Raw genomic sequence first — 15,333 nt, forward strand, 5'->3', positions numbered from 1 at the left:
TTACGGCCGGGCGCGGCGGGGACGGCATGCCCGTACCGGCCGCGCCCGGCCCGTCCGCCGCATTGCGGCGGAAAGGGGAAGAGCCATGTCACATCACAGCCATGCCGGGGCCAAACTCAAGCGCCGCTGGATCGAATTCTGGGGTCTGGTCTTCTTTGCGGGCATTCTTGTCAATTTCGCGGAAATCGTCTGCCGCACGCTTTTCCATTTTTCCATCGACCTCATGTACGACCTGCCTGTCTGGCTGACCATCTGGGCCGTCATGATGGTGGCCGGTCCCATTCTGCCCGACGGAGACCACGTTTCAGTGGACATGCTCCGCAACGCCCTGCCCGGGCCCGCCCGCAAGGCCTGCGACATCATCAGCTGCTTCGCCACCATCGCGTTCGGCGTGGTCATCAGTTGGAGCGGCTTTATCTTCATCTCTCAATGTATTGAATTCAATATGAATATTGTCCGTTGCGTGCCCGTGCCGCGCTGGCTGGTGGAAAGCTGCGTGGGCCTGGGCATGGCCATGTTCACCGTATTCGCCGTGTACCGGCTCTGGGTCGTGGTCCGCGGCAAATACGCGCCTGAAGAAAAAGAGCCGGAGGAATAAAGCCGGAATCCGCGCCCGCGCTCGAAATTTATGCAATCAGACACCAGGAGAACGGCATGGACACTTTCGTCTACTTCGCCCTGCTGACCATTGTCATCCTTTTCCTCTTGGGAACGCCGCTGTGCGTGACGTTCAGCATCGGCTCCATAGCCATCATGATCCATGTCATGGATTTCCCGGTAGGCAACATTTCCCAGATCTTCTTCACCACCATCAGCGGCTATCCCATGCTGGCCATGCCCTTTTTCATCTTTGCGGGCAATCTGATTCTTTCCAGCGGCGGCATGGGGCATCTGCGGGACTGCATCAACCGCCTGGTGGGGCATCTGCCCGGCGGCATGGCCGTGGCCATCTGCATCTTCGCGGCTTTCCTGGGCTCCATTTCCGGTTCTGCCACGGCCTGTCTGGCCATCATCGGCACCATTTTCGTGCCCATGATGGCGGCCTCGGGCTATCCGCGCGCCTTCGCCTCGGGCCTGGCCGTGACCTCCGCCGGGCTGGGGGCCGTCATCCCGCCCAGCGTGTTCATGATCATTTTCGGGGCCAGCAACCGCATTTCCATCGCCGACCTGTTCGCGGCCGGGGTGGGGCCAGGCCTGCTGGCCGCGGTCCTGATGTGCCTGCTCACCGTGTACCTTTCCATCAAACGGGGCTACCGGGGCGGAGAAAAAGCCGGTCCGGCGGCGCGCCTGGAGGCCTTCCGCAAGGCATTCCCCATTCTGCTCATGCCGCTCATCGTGCTCGGCGGCATTTACTCCGGCATATTCAGCCCCACCCAGGCGGCGGCAGTGGCCTGCATCTATTCACTGGCCCTGGGGACGCTCGTCTACAAGGGCATCACCCGGCAGGTCTTCATGGACTCCTTGGTGGAGACCGTGCGCCTGAGCAGCATGATTTACTTCCTGGTCATCGGCGGCGAGCTTTTCGGCCGGGTGCTGGGCTATGTGGGCCTGCCGCAGATGATCAGCCAGTGGGTCATCGACCTGGAGCTCGGGCCCACCGGCTTTCTGCTTGCCGTGCAGGCCATGCTTCTGGTCATGGGCTTTTTCTTCTCCAGCTTTCCCATGGTGGTCATCGTGCTGCCGCTCTTTCTGCCCAGCGTGATGAGCCTGGGCATCGACCCCGCCCTGTACGGCGCGCTGGCCGTGTTCTGTTCCATCATCGGCGAGGTGACGCCGCCCATGGGCCCGCAGCTCTGGATCGCCGCGCCCATCTGCAAGGAGAAAATCGGCAACATCATGCGCGAGGCCTGGGCCTTTCTCGGCGTGCAGGTACTGGCCCTGATCCTGGTCACGTTTTTCCCGCAGATATCGCTTTTTCTGGTGCATTTTGTCCGCTAGGGGCTTGTTTGTTCCCATAAGGATGAGAGTTCCGGCCCGTGCTGGGCGAGGAGGTTTTTCATGGACAAGACGCTGATGATTCTGGGACTGGGCGGGGTCGGCACCTACGCGGCCCATCTGGCGGGCAGGCTGCCCGGCGTCCGGGTGGCGGTGGGGGACATTCGCGCGGACCACGCCCGCCGGGTCGCCAACAGCCTGATCGCGGACAGTTATTTTCTGCAGGAATACAGGCGGTTTCCCGACGTGGCCGGCTTCGGCATCGATATGCTGGATACGGAGGCCATTGCCGAGGCCCTGGAACGCTACCGGCCGGACGTGATCTTCAATGCCACCACCTTGCTTTCCTGGTGGCATCTGCACCGCCTGCCCCATGACCTGGCGCGGCGGATTTACTACGGCGCGCCGGAGGGCTCGGGCCTTCGGCCCTGGGCGCCGGGGCACGGCGTGCTGCTCTATAATCTTATGAAGACGGTCAAACAGGTTCTGCCCGGCGCGCATGTGGTCAACGTGTCCGGCCCGGACTATCTGCACGAGATTCTGGGCAAGGTGGGCCTGGCCCCCACGGTGGGCGTGGGCAACGTCTCGCTTTTCGAACCCATGCTCAAGGCCGTTGTGGCCGAAAAGCGCGGTACGCGGCCCGAAGCCGTGGACATCACCCTGGTGGGGCATCACTGCATGTGCATGCAGATTTTCCAGGAGGGAGCGCTGGCTCCCGGCATCCCCTATTATCTGAAGGTCGAGGAGAACAAAAGGGACATTACCGCCGAACTGGATGTGGATAAGGACCTCTGGGCCCGCGTGCCCGAACGCATGCCCCTGCTTTCCGAAGTCAACCAGCAGTGCGTGGCGGCCTCGGCCATGCAGGTGATCAAGGCCATGCTCTACGACGCGGGCGCGCTGCTGCACGCGCCGGGGCCCGAAGGGCTTCCGGCGGGCTGCCCTGTATGGGTGGACGCTGCCGGCGCGCGGGCCGTGACTCCGCCGGATCTGAGCCGGGAGGGCATGCTGGAAATCATGTACGGGGCCAACCGTTGCGAGGGCTTTGAGCCCACGGGAGCGGACGGCGCGGCCAGAGCCACGGAGCATTGCATCCGCGTGGTGGAGGAGGTTTTCGGCATCAACTGGCGCTACAAGGAGTTCAGACCCGACACCATGCTTGAGGCCTTCAGGGAGATCACTGACGCTTTCGCGGCCCTGCTGGAAAGAAAAGGGATCGCAACGTACTGAACCCGGAACGCCTCAACGGTCCCGCGCGTGGGACGCTCCGGCTCTGATCCCGCAACGGACAGGCCCTGGGGCAATTCGCCTTTGAAATACGTGCAATGCGCTATTGGTCGGCATGGATCTCCATGCAGGCCACGATGTCCTGCACTGTTTCCTGCAGGGGCTTGAGCATTTGCTCCACCAGCTGGCCCGCGGGACCGTAGATGGTCTGGGTGACGCTGACCGCGTAGCGGACCGGCGCGCTGCCGTTGATGACCGGCATGGCCAGGCCTTTGAGGCCGGGGTAGAGCTCGTCGTCCATGAGGGCATAGCCCTTTTCGCGCACGGCCTGGAGATCCGCGCGCAGGCGTTCGGCGCTGTTCACCGTGCTTTCCGTGAAGGTGACGAATTCGGTGCGCTGGATATAATTTTCCAAGGCCTCGTCGGGCAGATAGGCCAGTACGGCCTTGCCCAGCGCGGAACAGTAGGCCGGAACCGTGCTTCCCACGGTCAGGAGCATATATTTGTCGTTGGCGCTCTGGACCATGTAGACGATTTCCTTGCCGTTCCACATGCCCAGATTGCAGATGCCGTTGTTCTCTTTGTTCTTCTTTGCCAGGTTGTCCAGAAACTGCGCGACGATATTGTAAAATTCCCGCTTGGGCACCATGCCCTTGCCCAATTTGCTCAATCTGTCCGTGAGGCGGTAGCTGTTGTGCTGATCCTTGTCCACATAGCCGTGGAGCCGGAGCGTGTTGAGAAAGCGGTAGCTGGCGCTTTTCTGAATGCCCATGCGTTTTGCCACGCCGGTCACGGAAACGGTTTTTTCCTCCACCAGATATTCAAGTATTTGCAGGCCTTTTTCAAACGTCTGGACAAAAGCGTTGCTGTTCTGGGCCATACTCTTCTCACAAGCAAAGTTGGACGCGGAAAATCCGCGCCGGGCGGCCGTGCCGCAAACCAGTGTCTTCGGGGCTGAAGCTCAGTTTGATTAAGGTTACTCTATTTTTTTCCCGGCGTCGACTTTTTCTTGATTCAGGGTTTGACAAAGGGGGAAGTAGTATATAATAATGGAAAAAAGTTGATAATATATGAACAAAGGATGCCGCCGTGAACACAATTATTCTTTTTGATCAAAGCGCGCCGGCCGGGCATTCGGAAGGGCCCGCGCCCAATCCTGTGGACGGAGAGCCCCGCGCCAACGTCTGGCGTTGCTTCGCGCGGCCTGACGGCACGCTTGCGGCCGGCATCTGGGACTGCTCAAAGGGCAGTTTCGCCATTCCTTCCCATGCCACGGACGAGATGTGCAGCATTCTGGAGGGCGAGGCGGTCATTGAACATGCCGACGGCACGCGGGTCACGGTGCGCCCCGGCGACAGCTTTCTCATCCCCTACGGCACGCGCACAATCTGGCATGTGGCGAACTATGTCAAAAAAGCCTTTGTCTGTGCCGTGCCCGCGCGGTCCTGAAGAGGATCAATTCCGAGGACGGGCGTGGGCGCGGCGAAAAAATTTCAGCATGCAGCAACGTGGAGGCGGATATGAAAGAAACTCCTGTAGCCGTGGTGACCGGAGGGAGCCGGGGAATAGGCAAGGCCGTGGCCCGCGAGCTCGCGGGCTGGGGATACCGGCTGGTGCTTGTGGCGCACAGCCGGGAAAACCTGGAAGCGGCCCGCGCGGAGCTGGCCGCGCAACGCTCCCTGGCCGGGGCGGACCTGCCGGACATTGAGGCCGTGGACCTGGCCGACGCCGAAGCCGTGCGTCTCGCCGCCGCGGCCATTGCCGCCCGGCACGGCCGTGTGGATCTGCTCTTCAACGGGGCGGGCATCAGCATCCCCGGCAGCTTTGACCTGGACGAGGCCGTTTTCAGCCGACTTCTGGCGGTCAATCTGCGCGCGCCCTTTCTGTTCATGCGCGAGATCATCCCGGTGATGCTCAAGCAGGGACAAGGGCGGATCATCAATGTGGCCTCGCGCAACGGCAAGGTGGCCGTGGCCGGGCTGGGGGGCTATTCGGCCTCCAAGTTCGGGCTCATGGGCCTGGGAGAGTCCGCCTACCGGGAGCTTTCGGCCGGGGGCATAAGCGTGACCACCATCTGCCCCGGCTGGGTCAATACGGATATGGCCGCGGGCGAGGGCGCCTCCCTGGCGCCGGAAAAGATGATCCAGCCCGAGGACATCGCCTGCACCGTGCGCTGGCTGCTTTCCCTGGGGACTTCCGTGCGGGTCATGGACGTGCTTCTGGAGTGCGCCGGGGACGTGGAGCGCCGGGCCAGCGTGGAACTGGCCAAGCTGTATGCCCTGCGGGACCGGCACCGGGAAGAGTTCGACAACCTTGTTCTGTAGGCGCGGCCATGAAAGCCCTGATTGAAAATATCCAGCACTACAGCCTGCATGACGGGCCGGGCATCCGGACCACGGTTTTTTTCAAGGGCTGCCCTCTGCGTTGCCGCTGGTGCTCCAACCCCACCACCCAGAATCCTGGGCGGGAGCTGCTGCAAAAGAGAAACGATTGCCTGGGCTGCGGCCGCTGCGCGGATCTCTGCCCGCGCGGGGCCATACGCGCGGAGTCCGGCCCGCCGCGTCTCGACCGGGCCCTGTGCGACGCCTGCGGCCGATGCGCCGGAACCTGTCCCGGCAAAGCCCTGCTTATGGCCGGGCGCGAATACAGCCTGGACGAGGTCCTTGTGCGCATCAAGAAGGATATGCTTTTTTACCGCAATTCCGGCGGCGGGGTCACCCTTTCCGGCGGGGAGGTCCTGTCGCAGCACGCGTTTGCCGTGGAACTGTGCGGCCGCTGCGCCGCTCTGGGCATCCATACGGCCATCGAGACCTCGGGTTTCGCTCCCTATGAGCATTTCAGGGCCCTGGCCCTGGCCGCGGACGTGATTTTTTACGACATCAAGCATCTGGACCCCGTGCGGCACAGGCGGCTCACCGGGCAGGACAACCGCCTGATCCTGGAGAATCTGGCGCATTTTCTGGCCGAGACGGGCAAGCCGGTGCATGTCCGCCTGCCCCTGGTGCCGGGCCTGAACGACGATGCCGCGCATCTCGAAGCCTACGGCGCGTATCTGGGCGGCCTGCCCGGCGGCCCGGAAACAGTGGATCTGGAGGTTTTGCCCTACCACCGCCTGGGCAAGGACAAATATGCCATGCTCGGCCGGGAGTACGGCCTCGGGGATACGCCGCCCATGCCCCGTGACGAGGCGGAGGCGGCCGTGCGGCGGCTGCGCGGCCGCGCCGGGGGATTGAAGATTTTTTGCGCCGCCTGATATTCGGGGGCGGCGCGCCCTGCATTTTTACTTCCGTTAAGGAGATCGACCATGTCACTCACCAAGGAAGCACGCTTGGAACGGATCGGGCGGCTCAAGAGCCAGTTTTTCTCCCACAGGCCCGGCGTCTGCATTGAAGGGGCCCTGTCCAAGACGCGGATTTTCAAGGCCACGGAAAGCGAACCCATGATCATCCGCAGAGCCGTGGCCTTCAAGGAGCACTGTGCCACAAAAACCATCACCATCCAGCCTGACGAACTCATTGTGGGCAATGCCGGGGCCGTGGCGCGGAGCATCCACGTCAATCCGGAGCTGTCCAACAATTGGTTTTACGATGAACTGGACACCATGAGCACTCGTCCTCAGGATCCTTACCAGATCAGCGAGGAGCAGAAAAAATGCTACCGGGAGGAGGTGTACCCCTACTGGCGGGGCAAGACCCTGCGGGATTTCTGGAATGCCAGGGCCCCGGAGGACGTGCGCGAAATGGTGGCCGTGGGCGGCGTGTGCGATAATGACGTCAAGATCGAATGCGTGCCGGGGGACATGGTGCCCGCCCTGCCGCAGCTGATCCTGCCCCTGGGTTTTGACGGCATCAGACGCCGGGCCGAGGAAAAGCTGGCCGAACTGGACTTCAATACGATCGAAAATTTCTCCCGGCGGGATTTCTGGCGTTCGGTGATTATCTGCTGCGAAGGCTTTTCCATTCTTTGCGAGCGCCACGCCCGGGAAGCCCAAGCGCAGATGTCCGGAGCCGGGCCAAAACGCCGTGCGGATCTTGAGCGCATCGCGCGGGTCTGCGCGCACCTGGCCCACAACCCGCCGGAAACCCTGCATCAGGCGCTGCAAATGGTCTATTTCGTCTTTGTGGGCCTGTTCATCGAGGGCAACGCGGGCGGGTATTCCCCCGGCCTGCTGGACCAGTATCTGCTGCCTTTCTATGAAAAAGACCGGCAGCGGGGCCTCTGCGACGAGGAAGCCCTGGAAATCATCGAATGCCTGTGGGTCAAGATGGGCGAGCAGATCTGGTACTGGAACGAGCCCGCCGCCAGGCATTATTCCGGCTTCTGCGCCTTCCAGAACATCGCGCTGGGCGGCCTGGACACCCACGGCCGGGACGCGGTCAATACGCTGACCTATCTCATGCTTCAGGCGAGCATCGACGTCCGGATGGTCCAACCCTCCCTGTCCGTGCGCATCAGCAAGAAGAATCCGGAAGAATTCTTTCTGAAAGTGGCCGAACTGGTACAGACGGGCTCCGGCTTTCCGGCGGTCTTCAGCGACGATGTGGGCTACAAGATGTTGCTTAAGAAGGGCATTCCCGCCCACCTGGCGCGGGATTGGGCCCCCATCGGCTGCGTGGAGGCGCAACTGGCCGGGCGGCATTACCAGTGGAGTTCGGCGGGGCACTACAACCTGGGCAGCGCCGTGGAGTTCACCCTGACCAACGGCGTACATCTGAAAAGCGGCAAGCGGCTCGGCCCGGAAACGGGCGACGCGGCGGAATTCAAGACCTACGAGGAATTCAGGTCCGCTCTCCATGCCCAACTGCGTCATTTGCTGCGCCGGTTCTCCATCTCCCAGAACGTGTTGGAGGAGCTGCACTACCAGTACCTGCCCAATCCTGTGGCTTCCATGTTCACCCTGGGCTGCCTGGAAAGCGGGCGGGATCTCACCCACGGCGGCGCGGAATTCAACACCGGGCCGGGCATGAACGGCAATGGCGTGGGCGATTTCGTGGATTCCGTGGCCGCGGTGAAAAAGATCGTCTTTGAGGAACAGCGTTTCGGCATGGCCGAACTGGTGGCGGCCGTCAAGGCCGACTTCCGGGGCTATGAGGGCATCCGGCGCATCCTGGAGGAGGACGCGCCCAAGTGGGGCAACAACGACGACGAAGCCGATGCCGTGATGATCGAACTGTGCGGCGTCATCATCAACGAGATTGATTCCTACCGGGGCAAGCTCGGCAATCACAAGCTGCCCGCCCTGTATCCGGTTTCCTCCAATGTGCCGCAGGGCATGGCCGTGGCGGCCCTGCCCTCGGGACGCAGGGCCTGGCGGCCCCTGGCCGACGGCTGCTCTCCCTCCCAGGGGCAGGATCGTCTGGGCCCCACGGCCATCTTGCAGTCTCTGGGCAAAATGCCGCACGAAAGCATCGACGGCGGCACGCTGCTGAACATCAAGCTCACGCCGCAGGTGCTGGCCGGTCCGGAGGGCAGGAAGCGTCTTTCCGCCTTTTTGAAGACCTTTCTGGACCTGGACATCTTCCACGTGCAGTTCAATGTGGTCAGCCATGAGGTCTTGCGCTGCGCCCAGGCCCGGCCCGAGGACTACAAGAGCCTGCTGGTGCGCGTGGCCGGGTACAGCGCCTATTTCGTGGAGTTGAGCCGCGAAATCCAGGAGGATATCTTGAGCCGTACCGCGCACGAACTTTAGGAGCTGTTTCTAAATTGTCCTTTCGGGCTCGCCCCGTGCGAAGGCCGAATATGTTTGAATATACTCCCTCCGCCCAGGGCTCGCTTCCTTGGCAGAGAGCGAAAATCCTAATTTAGAAACAGCTCCAAGAGACTGTTAATACTATAGAATCTCGCGACCATATGTTTTTCGCGGTCCGTTTCCGGCAGGAGCGGACCGCAGGAGAGAAAGATCATGCAGTTTGTCCGCCCGCTGTGGGCCTGTCTGGCGATTTCCTGTCTCCTGATTTCCGCGGCGCCCGCGCAATCCGCGGATCATGCGCGGCCCGCGCCTCTGCGCACCGCCTGGCTGGCTGAATTCGAGGCTTTTGCGGCCTGGTACGCCCATGACCGCCAATGGGACCGGGAAAACAACCCGGCCGTGGAACTCCGTCCTTTTCCCACCGGCAGGCTGCTGGTGGACAATATGCACGCCTACGGCTGGAATCTGGCGGCCTGCGGCGGCGTGCCCGCCCTGCGCGCCCTGCTGCGCAAGGATGTCTATGTGGTGGGCGTCGGCACGGAGGAGGCCGCGTCCAACGCCGTGTACGCGCGCGCATCCAGTCCCCTGGCGCGGCTGAACGGCGGCGGGGCGGCGCGCTATTTGCGCGGCAAAACAGTGCTCTGTCCCCTGGGCACCAGCGCGCACCAGCTTTTGCTGGCCTGGCTGGACGGCATGGGCCTGCGGGACACGGATGTGACCATTGTGGACGTCGAGCCCGACGAGGCTGTGCGGGCCCTGGCCAAGGGCCTGGGCGAAGCGGCGGCCCTCTGGGCTCCGGCGACCTATGCGGCGGAAGAGCTCGGTCTGTTCAGGCTCACGGACGGGCGGAAAAGCGGCATCGCGCAGCCCGTGCTGCTGCTCGCGGAGCGCGGCTATGCCGATAAGCACCCGGAACGGATCACGGCCTATCTGCGCAGCTATCTGCAAGCCGTCGAGAGCTTCGGGAAGATGCCCGTGGAAGAACTCGCGCTTCTGTACCAGCGCTTCCAGCGGGAGTTTGCCGGTAAGGCCCTGTCCGCCGCCAACGCCCGCCGGGAGCTGGAAACGCACCTGCTTTTCCCCCTGGAAAAGCAGAAGGCGCTTTTGGGCGGCGTGGAGGCCGACGCCGCGCGGCCTGAAGGGCCGTTGCGGGACTGGCTGAAAGACGTGATCGCCTTTCACAAAAAAACCGGAGCGCTCAGCAGCAGGGAGGCTGGAGAGCTGGAAAGCCTGCCCCTCGTAACGCCCCGTTTTTTACCCTGACGATGTTCCCACAGGCCCTCCCGGCCGCTCCCCGCCGCGCGGCCAGCCTCATCCTCCGACCGCGCGGCGGGGGCTTTGCTCAGCAAACCGTGGAAACAGCGCAGTTCTCGGCCTCGGCGAAATCCGTCAGGCGTTTCTGCGCCAGGGCCAGGGCGGCCTCAACTTCCTCCTGTCCGGAAAAGCCGTAAATGACGGTCAGAATATCCCGGCTTTCCAACGAGATCATGGCCCGCTGCGAATCGCTGCTGGGGCTGCCGAAGGGGCCGCGCGCGTCGGCCAGCAGGGGCAGGCGGGCCAGGTCGATGCCGTCCTTGCCGATGCCCGCGTACATTTCCCCGGCTTCGCCCAGGCGGAAGAGCAGGCCGCCCTCCAGGCGGGCCAGGTCGTAGGAGCCCAGGGAAAAGCCGGTTTCCAGCGAAACCAGGTTGTTGGCGTCCACCACGCTGTTGATGCGGTAGAGGTCCTTGCCCTGGCGGATGCGGCGGTAAAGGGCTTCGGAGGAGACGCGCGTGCGTCCCGGGTCGCGGCCGAAGGCCTTGTACGCCCGGCGGGATGCCCCCAGGTTGGGCAGTTCGGCCAAGGGCGTGTCCTGAAGCGTCGCGTTCAGGCCGGGCAGGATTTCCTGAGTAAAAAAGCTCCAGAGCGCCGGATTTTCCGGAGCGGGCAGGGTGCGCCAGGTCAGACAAGCCAGACGGGCCTCGGGCCAGAGAGCCTTGAGAGCGGGGTCGATGCCGATTTGGGGAGAGATCATCTGCCTTCCTTTATTTCCCGCCGGTGGGAGCGGGTGACGGAAAAAACCACATGCGGCATGTCCAGGCCGTAATAGCGCTTGATGAAGCGCGCGCCGGGCCTCATGCCGCTTCTGCGGGCCACGGCCTGGGAAGCGGCGTTGTTGTCCCGGATGATGGAAAAGACTTCCCCGGCGTCCAGAACCGTGAAGGCGTAATCCCGGCAGGCCCGGGCGGCCTCCGTGGCATAGCCCTGGTGCCAGCGGCTTTTCCGGAACAGATAGCCCACTTCCAGGACGCGCTCCCGCGAGACGGGCGGGCAGTCCTGCCGGGTCAGGCCGCACTGGCCGATCATTTCGCCGGGCAGGCCGCCTTCCGTTTTGAGCGTCACGGCCCAGAGGCCGAAGCCGTCTTCACGGTAGCGTTGCAACTGCCTGTCCAGCCATTGCCGGGCCTCGGCCTCGCTGAAGGCGTGGGCGTAGGCGTACATCACCTCAGGGTCGCGCAGCATGGCGCAGAGCGCGGGGAAGTCGTCCGGCGTCATTTCCCGCAGGGCCAGGCGCGGCGTTTCCAGAATCAGACGCGCGTTCATACGATTATGATATGCACAGGGCGGAATTGCCGACCCGGCTGCGGCACGCCTGCTCCACGATGGACGCCACATCGTCGGGCGGCAGAAAGATTGCTTCGGGCCGGGCCCGGAACCATGTCAGTTGGCGTTTTGCATAGGCGCGGGTATTGCGCAGCCAGAGGCGGCGGCATTCCTCAAGGCTGATCCGGCCCTGCAAATGGGCCAGGGCTTCGGCCGCGCCGATGCCCGACCAGCCCGGCGCGGCCGGGTCGTCGCAGAGAGCGCGCGCCTTTTCCGCCTCCTCCAGGGCCCCGGCGGCCAGCATCAGGTCCAGACGGCGGGCCAGACGCGGCTCCAGCCAGGCCAGGTCGGCGTTGAGCACCAGCAGCGGCCCCCGGCAGAGCGGGGCGGCCATGGCGTTTTCATGCCACCAGCTGAAAGGACGGCCCGTGCCTTCCCGGACTTCCAGGGCGCGGGCGATGCGCTGGCGGTCGTTGGGGTGGATGCGCGCCGCATAGACCGGGTCCGCCTTGCGCAGTTCGGCATGCAGGGCGGGCGCGCCTTCAGCGTCCAGGCGGGCTTCCAGGCGCGCGCCGATGGCCGGGTCCAGGGGCGGGATGTCGGCAATGCCGCGCAGCAGGGCCTGAAAATACAGGCCCGTGCCGCCCACCAGCAACGGGGTCTTGCCGCGCGCCAGCAGTTCGCGGGCCTTGGCCGCCGCCTGCTCCGCCCACTGCCCGGCGCTGATTTTTTGCCGCGCGGGCAGAAAACCATAGAGGTGATGCGGACAACAGGCGCGTTCTTCCGGCGAGGGCTGGGCCGTGATCAGCGGAAAGTCGGCGTACACCTGGCGCGAGTCGGCATTGATCACTTCCCCGTCCAGCTCGCGGGCCAGGGCCAGGGCCGCGGCGGTTTTACCCGAACCCGTGGGACCGGCCAGACAGATGACCGGCGCGGCAAAGGGCGGCGTGGATTCCCCGGCCATTACGAAACGCGGAATCCCCCGTGCGGCGCGGCCAGACAGGGCGTGGCCCGGCGCACTTCGCCGTTGGCGTATTTTTCCAGCAGCTTGCGGCGCACGTTTTCGGGCACCAGGCCTTTGACGTCCGCGCCGTGGCTGGCCGCCGCCTTGACGATGGTCGAGCTGATGAACAGCCACTGATAGTCGGTCATCATGAACACGGTCTGGATATGGCGCTGAAGACGGCGGTTCATCAGGGCCAGCTGAAATTCATACTCGAAGTCCGACACCGCGCGCAGGCCGCGCAACAGGGCGCAGACCCCGCGCTGGGCCGCGTATTCAACGGTCAGGCCCGAAAAGGGCTCCACCACCACGCGCGATTCGTTCTTGAGGGCCTCGCGGGCCATTTCCACCCGTTCCTCATGGCTGAACAGCGGGAATTTTGGGGTATTGTCGGCCACGGCCACGATGATCCGGTCAAAGACGTCGCAGCCGCGCCGGATCAGGCTGAGATGGCCGTTGGTCAGCGGGTCGAAGGTGCCGGGATAGAGGGCTGTTTTCATGATGCCGTCCAGATGCAGATGCGCGTCTGGCCGAAAAGGCGCTCGGCCAGAAGGTTGAAGGAAGCGGGCGGCGTGAGCGCGACGTCCTTTTCTATTTCCGCCGTGACAAAAGCTCCGGGCGCGAGCCAGCCCCTGTCCGCCAGGGCGCGCAGGGCCGGTTCCGCCAGATTTTTGCGGTAGGGCGGGTCCATGAAGACGAGGTCAAAGCCTTCGGGCGGCTGGCGTTTGAGAAAGCGCAGCACATCCTCCTTGGCCAGCCGGGCCCGCCCTTCCAGGCCCAGGGCCGCCACGTTTTCCTGGAGACAGCGCATGGCCGGGGCCGCGTTTTCCACCAGCAGGGCATTGGGCGCGCCCCGGCTCAAGGCCTCGAAGGCCAGACTGCCGCTGCCCGCGAACAGGTCCAGCACGCGGGCCTCGCTCCAGACCAGACCGCGCGCGGCCAGCATGGAGAAGAGGGCCTCGCGGGTGCGGCCCATGGCCGGGCGGTAGCCCTCGCCTTCCACTGTTTTCAGCACGCGGCCGCCCAGGCCGCCGGCAATGATCCGCATACAGCGCCTACATGCGCGAAAGCAGGCGGGTCATGGCGTAATCCATCTTGGCCAGGGCCTCCTGCAATTCGGTCTGTTCCACCCAGGGGCGGCGTTCCACATCGGCCAGCTTGCCCTTGAACATGCCCCACTTGCGCTCCACTTCGCCGGTGAGGAAGTCCCAGTCCACCTTGGGATGGGCCTCGCGCTCGTGCAGCACGGTCTGGGCCACGCGCCCGCCTTCCAGGACCAGTTCTTCCAGATAGCCGGGGATCAGCGGCGTGACCTTGAAACGCTCCCGGATCAATCCGGCCAGCGTGGTCTGGGCGGAATTTTCGCCGTGCACCAGCACCACCTGCGTGCCGTCGCCGGCGAGCGGGGCCAGCCAGTCCAGCAGCTGGCTCTGGCCCGCGTGGCCGGAAAAGCCGTTGATGGTGAAAATGCGCGCCGCCACTTCTATGTCTTCGCCGAAAAGGGTGATCTTTTTGGCGTGCTCCACCAGCTTGCGGCCCGGCGTGCCCACGGCCTGGTAGCCCACGAAGACCACGCTGGCTCCGGGCTTCCAGATGTTGTGCTTGAGGTGGTGCTTGATGCGCCCGGCATTGCACATGCCGCTGGCCGAAATGACGATGGCCGGGCCGCTGAACTCGTTGATGGCCTGGGATTCGGCGGTGCTCAACGTGTAGTGCAGGTTGGGCAGGGAGAAGGGATCGTCGCCGTTGCCCAGCAGGGCCTTGGCGTCCTCGTCGAAAAGTTCGCGGTTGCGCTCAAAAATTTCCGTGGCCCGGATGGCCAGGGGGCTGTCCACGAAAACCGGCATGTTTTCAGGCAACTTCCCCTGGCTGTTGAGCATGTGCAGACAGTAGAGCACTTCCTGGGTGCGCTCCACGGCAAAGGCCGGAATGATGACCTTTTCGCCCTTGGCGTAGCTGTAGGCCACGGCATCGGCCAGTTCCTCCGCGCTGGTGCTCTCGTTCTTGTGATTGCGGTCGCCGTAGGTGGATTCCATGAACACGTAGTCGGCCCTGGGCGGACTTTCCGGATCACGGACGATCAGGGACTGGGGACGGCCGATATCGCCGGAAAAGATCATGCTGGTGGTCTTGCCGTTTTCCTCGGCTTCCAGACGCAGGGAGCCGGAACCCAGGATATGCCCGGCGTCGTAATACGTCACCCGGATGCCCGGCGCGGGCTCGAAGGACTTGTGGTAGTCCACGGGCTGGAAAAGGGTGGCCGCCTTCTGGGCGTCCTCCACCGTGTAGAGCGCGGCCGGGGGATTTTTCAGGCCCCGTCGGTCGTATTTTTTGGCTTCCCACTGGGCTTCCATTTCCTGGATGTGGGCGCTGTCCTGAAGCATGATTTCCAGCAGGTCGCTGGTGGCCTTGGTACAGTAGACCGGCTTGTCAAAGCCGTCCCTGACCAGCAGGGGCAGCAGGCCCGAGTGGTCGATGTGGGCATGGGTGATCAGGATGAAATCAATATTGCCGGGCAGATAGGGCTTGATGTCGCGGTTGCGCTGCTCAATGGCCTTGTTGCCCTGGTGCATGCCGCAGTCCACGCAGAAGCGCTTGCCGCAGGCCTCGATCATGTAGCAGGAACCGGTGACTGTCTTGGCCGCGCCCAGAAACTGTACTTTCATATGCACTCCGAATGGGTGGTGGATGGGCAGAGGCCGCAGCGTGCGTCGGCACGGCATTGCGGCAATGCTTCACATAGCCGCAAGCCCGTCGCCGTGTCAAACTGACGCCGGTTCGCCGCGCTCTTGCCGCCGCGCCCCGGCTCACATATAGTGAAACCGGTTTTACGCGCGGGCGCCAGCTCACGCTACCGCCAAAGCAGTTACACATTTTCAATGTGAAATGCCTAATC

General features: G+C 63.7%; 15 protein-coding genes. 8 read left to right on the forward strand and 7 right to left on the reverse strand.

All coding sequences use genetic code 11. The features are described 5' to 3' along the window. Window positions 1–85: 85 nt before the first annotated feature. The 3 genes from AXF13_RS01020 to AXF13_RS01030 are packed head-to-tail and all read left to right on the forward strand — an operon-like array spanning window position 86 to window position 3,165. Window positions 86–598, forward strand: coding sequence for a TRAP transporter small permease (locus AXF13_RS01020; RefSeq protein ID WP_062251303.1), 513 nt, complete (start codon window positions 86–88; stop codon window positions 596–598). 56 nt (window positions 599–654) lie between these two features. Beyond that, window positions 655–1,938, forward strand: a complete 1,284-nt coding sequence (locus AXF13_RS01025) for a TRAP transporter large permease (RefSeq protein WP_062251304.1) — start codon at window positions 655–657, stop codon at window positions 1,936–1,938. A gap of 60 nt (window positions 1,939–1,998) precedes the next feature. Further along, window positions 1,999–3,165, forward strand: a complete 1,167-nt coding sequence (locus AXF13_RS01030) for a hypothetical protein (protein ID WP_062251305.1) — start codon at window positions 1,999–2,001, stop codon at window positions 3,163–3,165. Window positions 3,166–3,265: 100 nt separating this feature from the next. On the opposite strand, the gene AXF13_RS01035 is transcribed toward AXF13_RS01030, so the two are convergent. After that, window positions 3,266–4,042 carry an IclR family transcriptional regulator gene (locus AXF13_RS01035; RefSeq protein WP_062251306.1) on the reverse strand — a complete coding sequence of 259 codons (777 nt, stop codon included), beginning with the start codon at window positions 4,040–4,042 and terminating at the stop codon, window positions 3,266–3,268. A gap of 209 nt (window positions 4,043–4,251) precedes the next feature. Between AXF13_RS01035 and AXF13_RS01040 the strand changes: the two genes are divergently transcribed. The 5 genes from AXF13_RS01040 (at window position 4,252) to AXF13_RS01060 (ending at window position 10,114) form a co-directional block, all read left to right on the forward strand. Next, the gene (locus AXF13_RS01040; protein WP_062251307.1) at window positions 4,252–4,611 is read left to right on the forward strand and encodes a cupin domain-containing protein; all 360 of its coding nucleotides are present in this window, start codon (window positions 4,252–4,254) and stop codon (window positions 4,609–4,611) included. Window positions 4,612–4,682: 71 nt separating this feature from the next. Continuing rightward, window positions 4,683–5,486, forward strand: a complete 804-nt coding sequence (locus AXF13_RS01045; RefSeq protein ID WP_062251308.1) for an SDR family NAD(P)-dependent oxidoreductase — start codon at window positions 4,683–4,685, stop codon at window positions 5,484–5,486. An 8-nt stretch (window positions 5,487–5,494) separates the two neighbouring features. Next, complete coding sequence (locus AXF13_RS01050) at window positions 5,495–6,415, forward strand: glycyl-radical enzyme activating protein (protein ID WP_062251309.1); 921 nt, start codon at window positions 5,495–5,497, stop codon at window positions 6,413–6,415. A gap of 51 nt (window positions 6,416–6,466) precedes the next feature. Then, a complete protein-coding gene (locus tag AXF13_RS01055) occupies window positions 6,467–8,851 on the forward strand; it encodes a glycyl radical protein (protein ID WP_062251310.1) in 2,385 nt (794 codons plus the stop codon). Window positions 8,852–9,064: 213 nt separating this feature from the next. Beyond that, complete coding sequence (locus AXF13_RS01060) at window positions 9,065–10,114, forward strand: ABC transporter substrate-binding protein (protein ID WP_062251311.1); 1,050 nt, start codon at window positions 9,065–9,067, stop codon at window positions 10,112–10,114. Window positions 10,115–10,193: 79 nt separating this feature from the next. Here AXF13_RS01060 and AXF13_RS01065 read toward each other — a convergent pair whose 3' ends face one another. From AXF13_RS01065 to AXF13_RS01090, 6 genes are read right to left on the reverse strand one after another with little or no spacing between them, the layout of a single operon-like run. Next, window positions 10,194–10,865 (reverse strand): B3/B4 domain-containing protein, encoded by a 672-nt coding sequence (locus AXF13_RS01065; RefSeq protein ID WP_062251312.1) that lies wholly within the window; start codon window positions 10,863–10,865, stop codon window positions 10,194–10,196. Then, window positions 10,862–11,434 carry a GNAT family N-acetyltransferase gene (locus AXF13_RS01070; RefSeq protein ID WP_062251313.1) on the reverse strand — a complete coding sequence of 191 codons (573 nt, stop codon included), beginning with the start codon at window positions 11,432–11,434 and terminating at the stop codon, window positions 10,862–10,864. Before AXF13_RS01070 ends, AXF13_RS01065 begins: the two co-directional genes overlap by 4 nt. A gap of 4 nt (window positions 11,435–11,438) precedes the next feature. Beyond that, complete coding sequence (miaA, locus tag AXF13_RS01075; protein WP_062251314.1) at window positions 11,439–12,398, reverse strand: tRNA (adenosine(37)-N6)-dimethylallyltransferase MiaA; 960 nt, start codon at window positions 12,396–12,398, stop codon at window positions 11,439–11,441. Continuing rightward, a complete protein-coding gene (coaD, locus tag AXF13_RS01080) occupies window positions 12,398–12,937 on the reverse strand; it encodes a pantetheine-phosphate adenylyltransferase (protein ID WP_008686293.1) in 540 nt (179 codons plus the stop codon). The genes miaA and coaD overlap by 1 nt, the downstream gene beginning before the upstream one ends. Then, window positions 12,934–13,485: a 16S rRNA (guanine(966)-N(2))-methyltransferase RsmD gene (rsmD, locus tag AXF13_RS01085; protein WP_062251315.1), complete on the reverse strand. Its 552-nt coding sequence runs from the start codon at window positions 13,483–13,485 to the stop codon at window positions 12,934–12,936. The genes coaD and rsmD overlap by 4 nt, the downstream gene beginning before the upstream one ends. 7 nt (window positions 13,486–13,492) lie before the next feature. Then, complete coding sequence (locus AXF13_RS01090) at window positions 13,493–15,103, reverse strand: MBL fold metallo-hydrolase RNA specificity domain-containing protein (RefSeq protein WP_062251316.1); 1,611 nt, start codon at window positions 15,101–15,103, stop codon at window positions 13,493–13,495. Between the last annotated feature and the right edge of the window lie 230 nt (window positions 15,104–15,333).

Origin of the sequence: Desulfovibrio fairfieldensis, assembly GCF_001553605.1 — a bacterium.
GTDB classification, from domain to species: domain Bacteria; phylum Desulfobacterota; class Desulfovibrionia; order Desulfovibrionales; family Desulfovibrionaceae; genus Desulfovibrio; species Desulfovibrio fairfieldensis.

What these genes read in the sequence shown, in the direction of transcription:
- AXF13_RS01020 (WP_062251303.1), top strand. Translation starts at nt 86, where the DNA reads ATGTCACATCACAGCCATGCCGGGGCCAAACTCAAGCGCCGCTGGATC.
- rsmD (WP_062251315.1), bottom strand. Translation starts at nt 13,485, where the DNA reads ATGCGGATCATTGCCGGCGGCCTGGGCGGCCGCGTGCTGAAAACAGTG.
- AXF13_RS01050 (WP_062251309.1), top strand. Translation starts at nt 5,495, where the DNA reads ATGAAAGCCCTGATTGAAAATATCCAGCACTACAGCCTGCATGACGGG.
- AXF13_RS01060 (WP_062251311.1), top strand. Translation starts at nt 9,065, where the DNA reads ATGCAGTTTGTCCGCCCGCTGTGGGCCTGTCTGGCGATTTCCTGTCTC.
- AXF13_RS01045 (WP_062251308.1), top strand. Translation starts at nt 4,683, where the DNA reads ATGAAAGAAACTCCTGTAGCCGTGGTGACCGGAGGGAGCCGGGGAATA.
- AXF13_RS01025 (WP_062251304.1), top strand. Translation starts at nt 655, where the DNA reads ATGGACACTTTCGTCTACTTCGCCCTGCTGACCATTGTCATCCTTTTC.
- miaA (WP_062251314.1), bottom strand. Translation starts at nt 12,398, where the DNA reads ATGGCCGGGGAATCCACGCCGCCCTTTGCCGCGCCGGTCATCTGTCTG.
- AXF13_RS01035 (WP_062251306.1), bottom strand. Translation starts at nt 4,042, where the DNA reads ATGGCCCAGAACAGCAACGCTTTTGTCCAGACGTTTGAAAAAGGCCTG.
- AXF13_RS01090 (WP_062251316.1), bottom strand. Translation starts at nt 15,103, where the DNA reads ATGAAAGTACAGTTTCTGGGCGCGGCCAAGACAGTCACCGGTTCCTGC.
- AXF13_RS01055 (WP_062251310.1), top strand. Translation starts at nt 6,467, where the DNA reads ATGTCACTCACCAAGGAAGCACGCTTGGAACGGATCGGGCGGCTCAAG.
- AXF13_RS01065 (WP_062251312.1), bottom strand. Translation starts at nt 10,865, where the DNA reads ATGATCTCTCCCCAAATCGGCATCGACCCCGCTCTCAAGGCTCTCTGG.
- AXF13_RS01030 (WP_062251305.1), top strand. Translation starts at nt 1,999, where the DNA reads ATGGACAAGACGCTGATGATTCTGGGACTGGGCGGGGTCGGCACCTAC.
- AXF13_RS01070 (WP_062251313.1), bottom strand. Translation starts at nt 11,434, where the DNA reads ATGAACGCGCGTCTGATTCTGGAAACGCCGCGCCTGGCCCTGCGGGAA.
- coaD (WP_008686293.1), bottom strand. Translation starts at nt 12,937, where the DNA reads ATGAAAACAGCCCTCTATCCCGGCACCTTCGACCCGCTGACCAACGGC.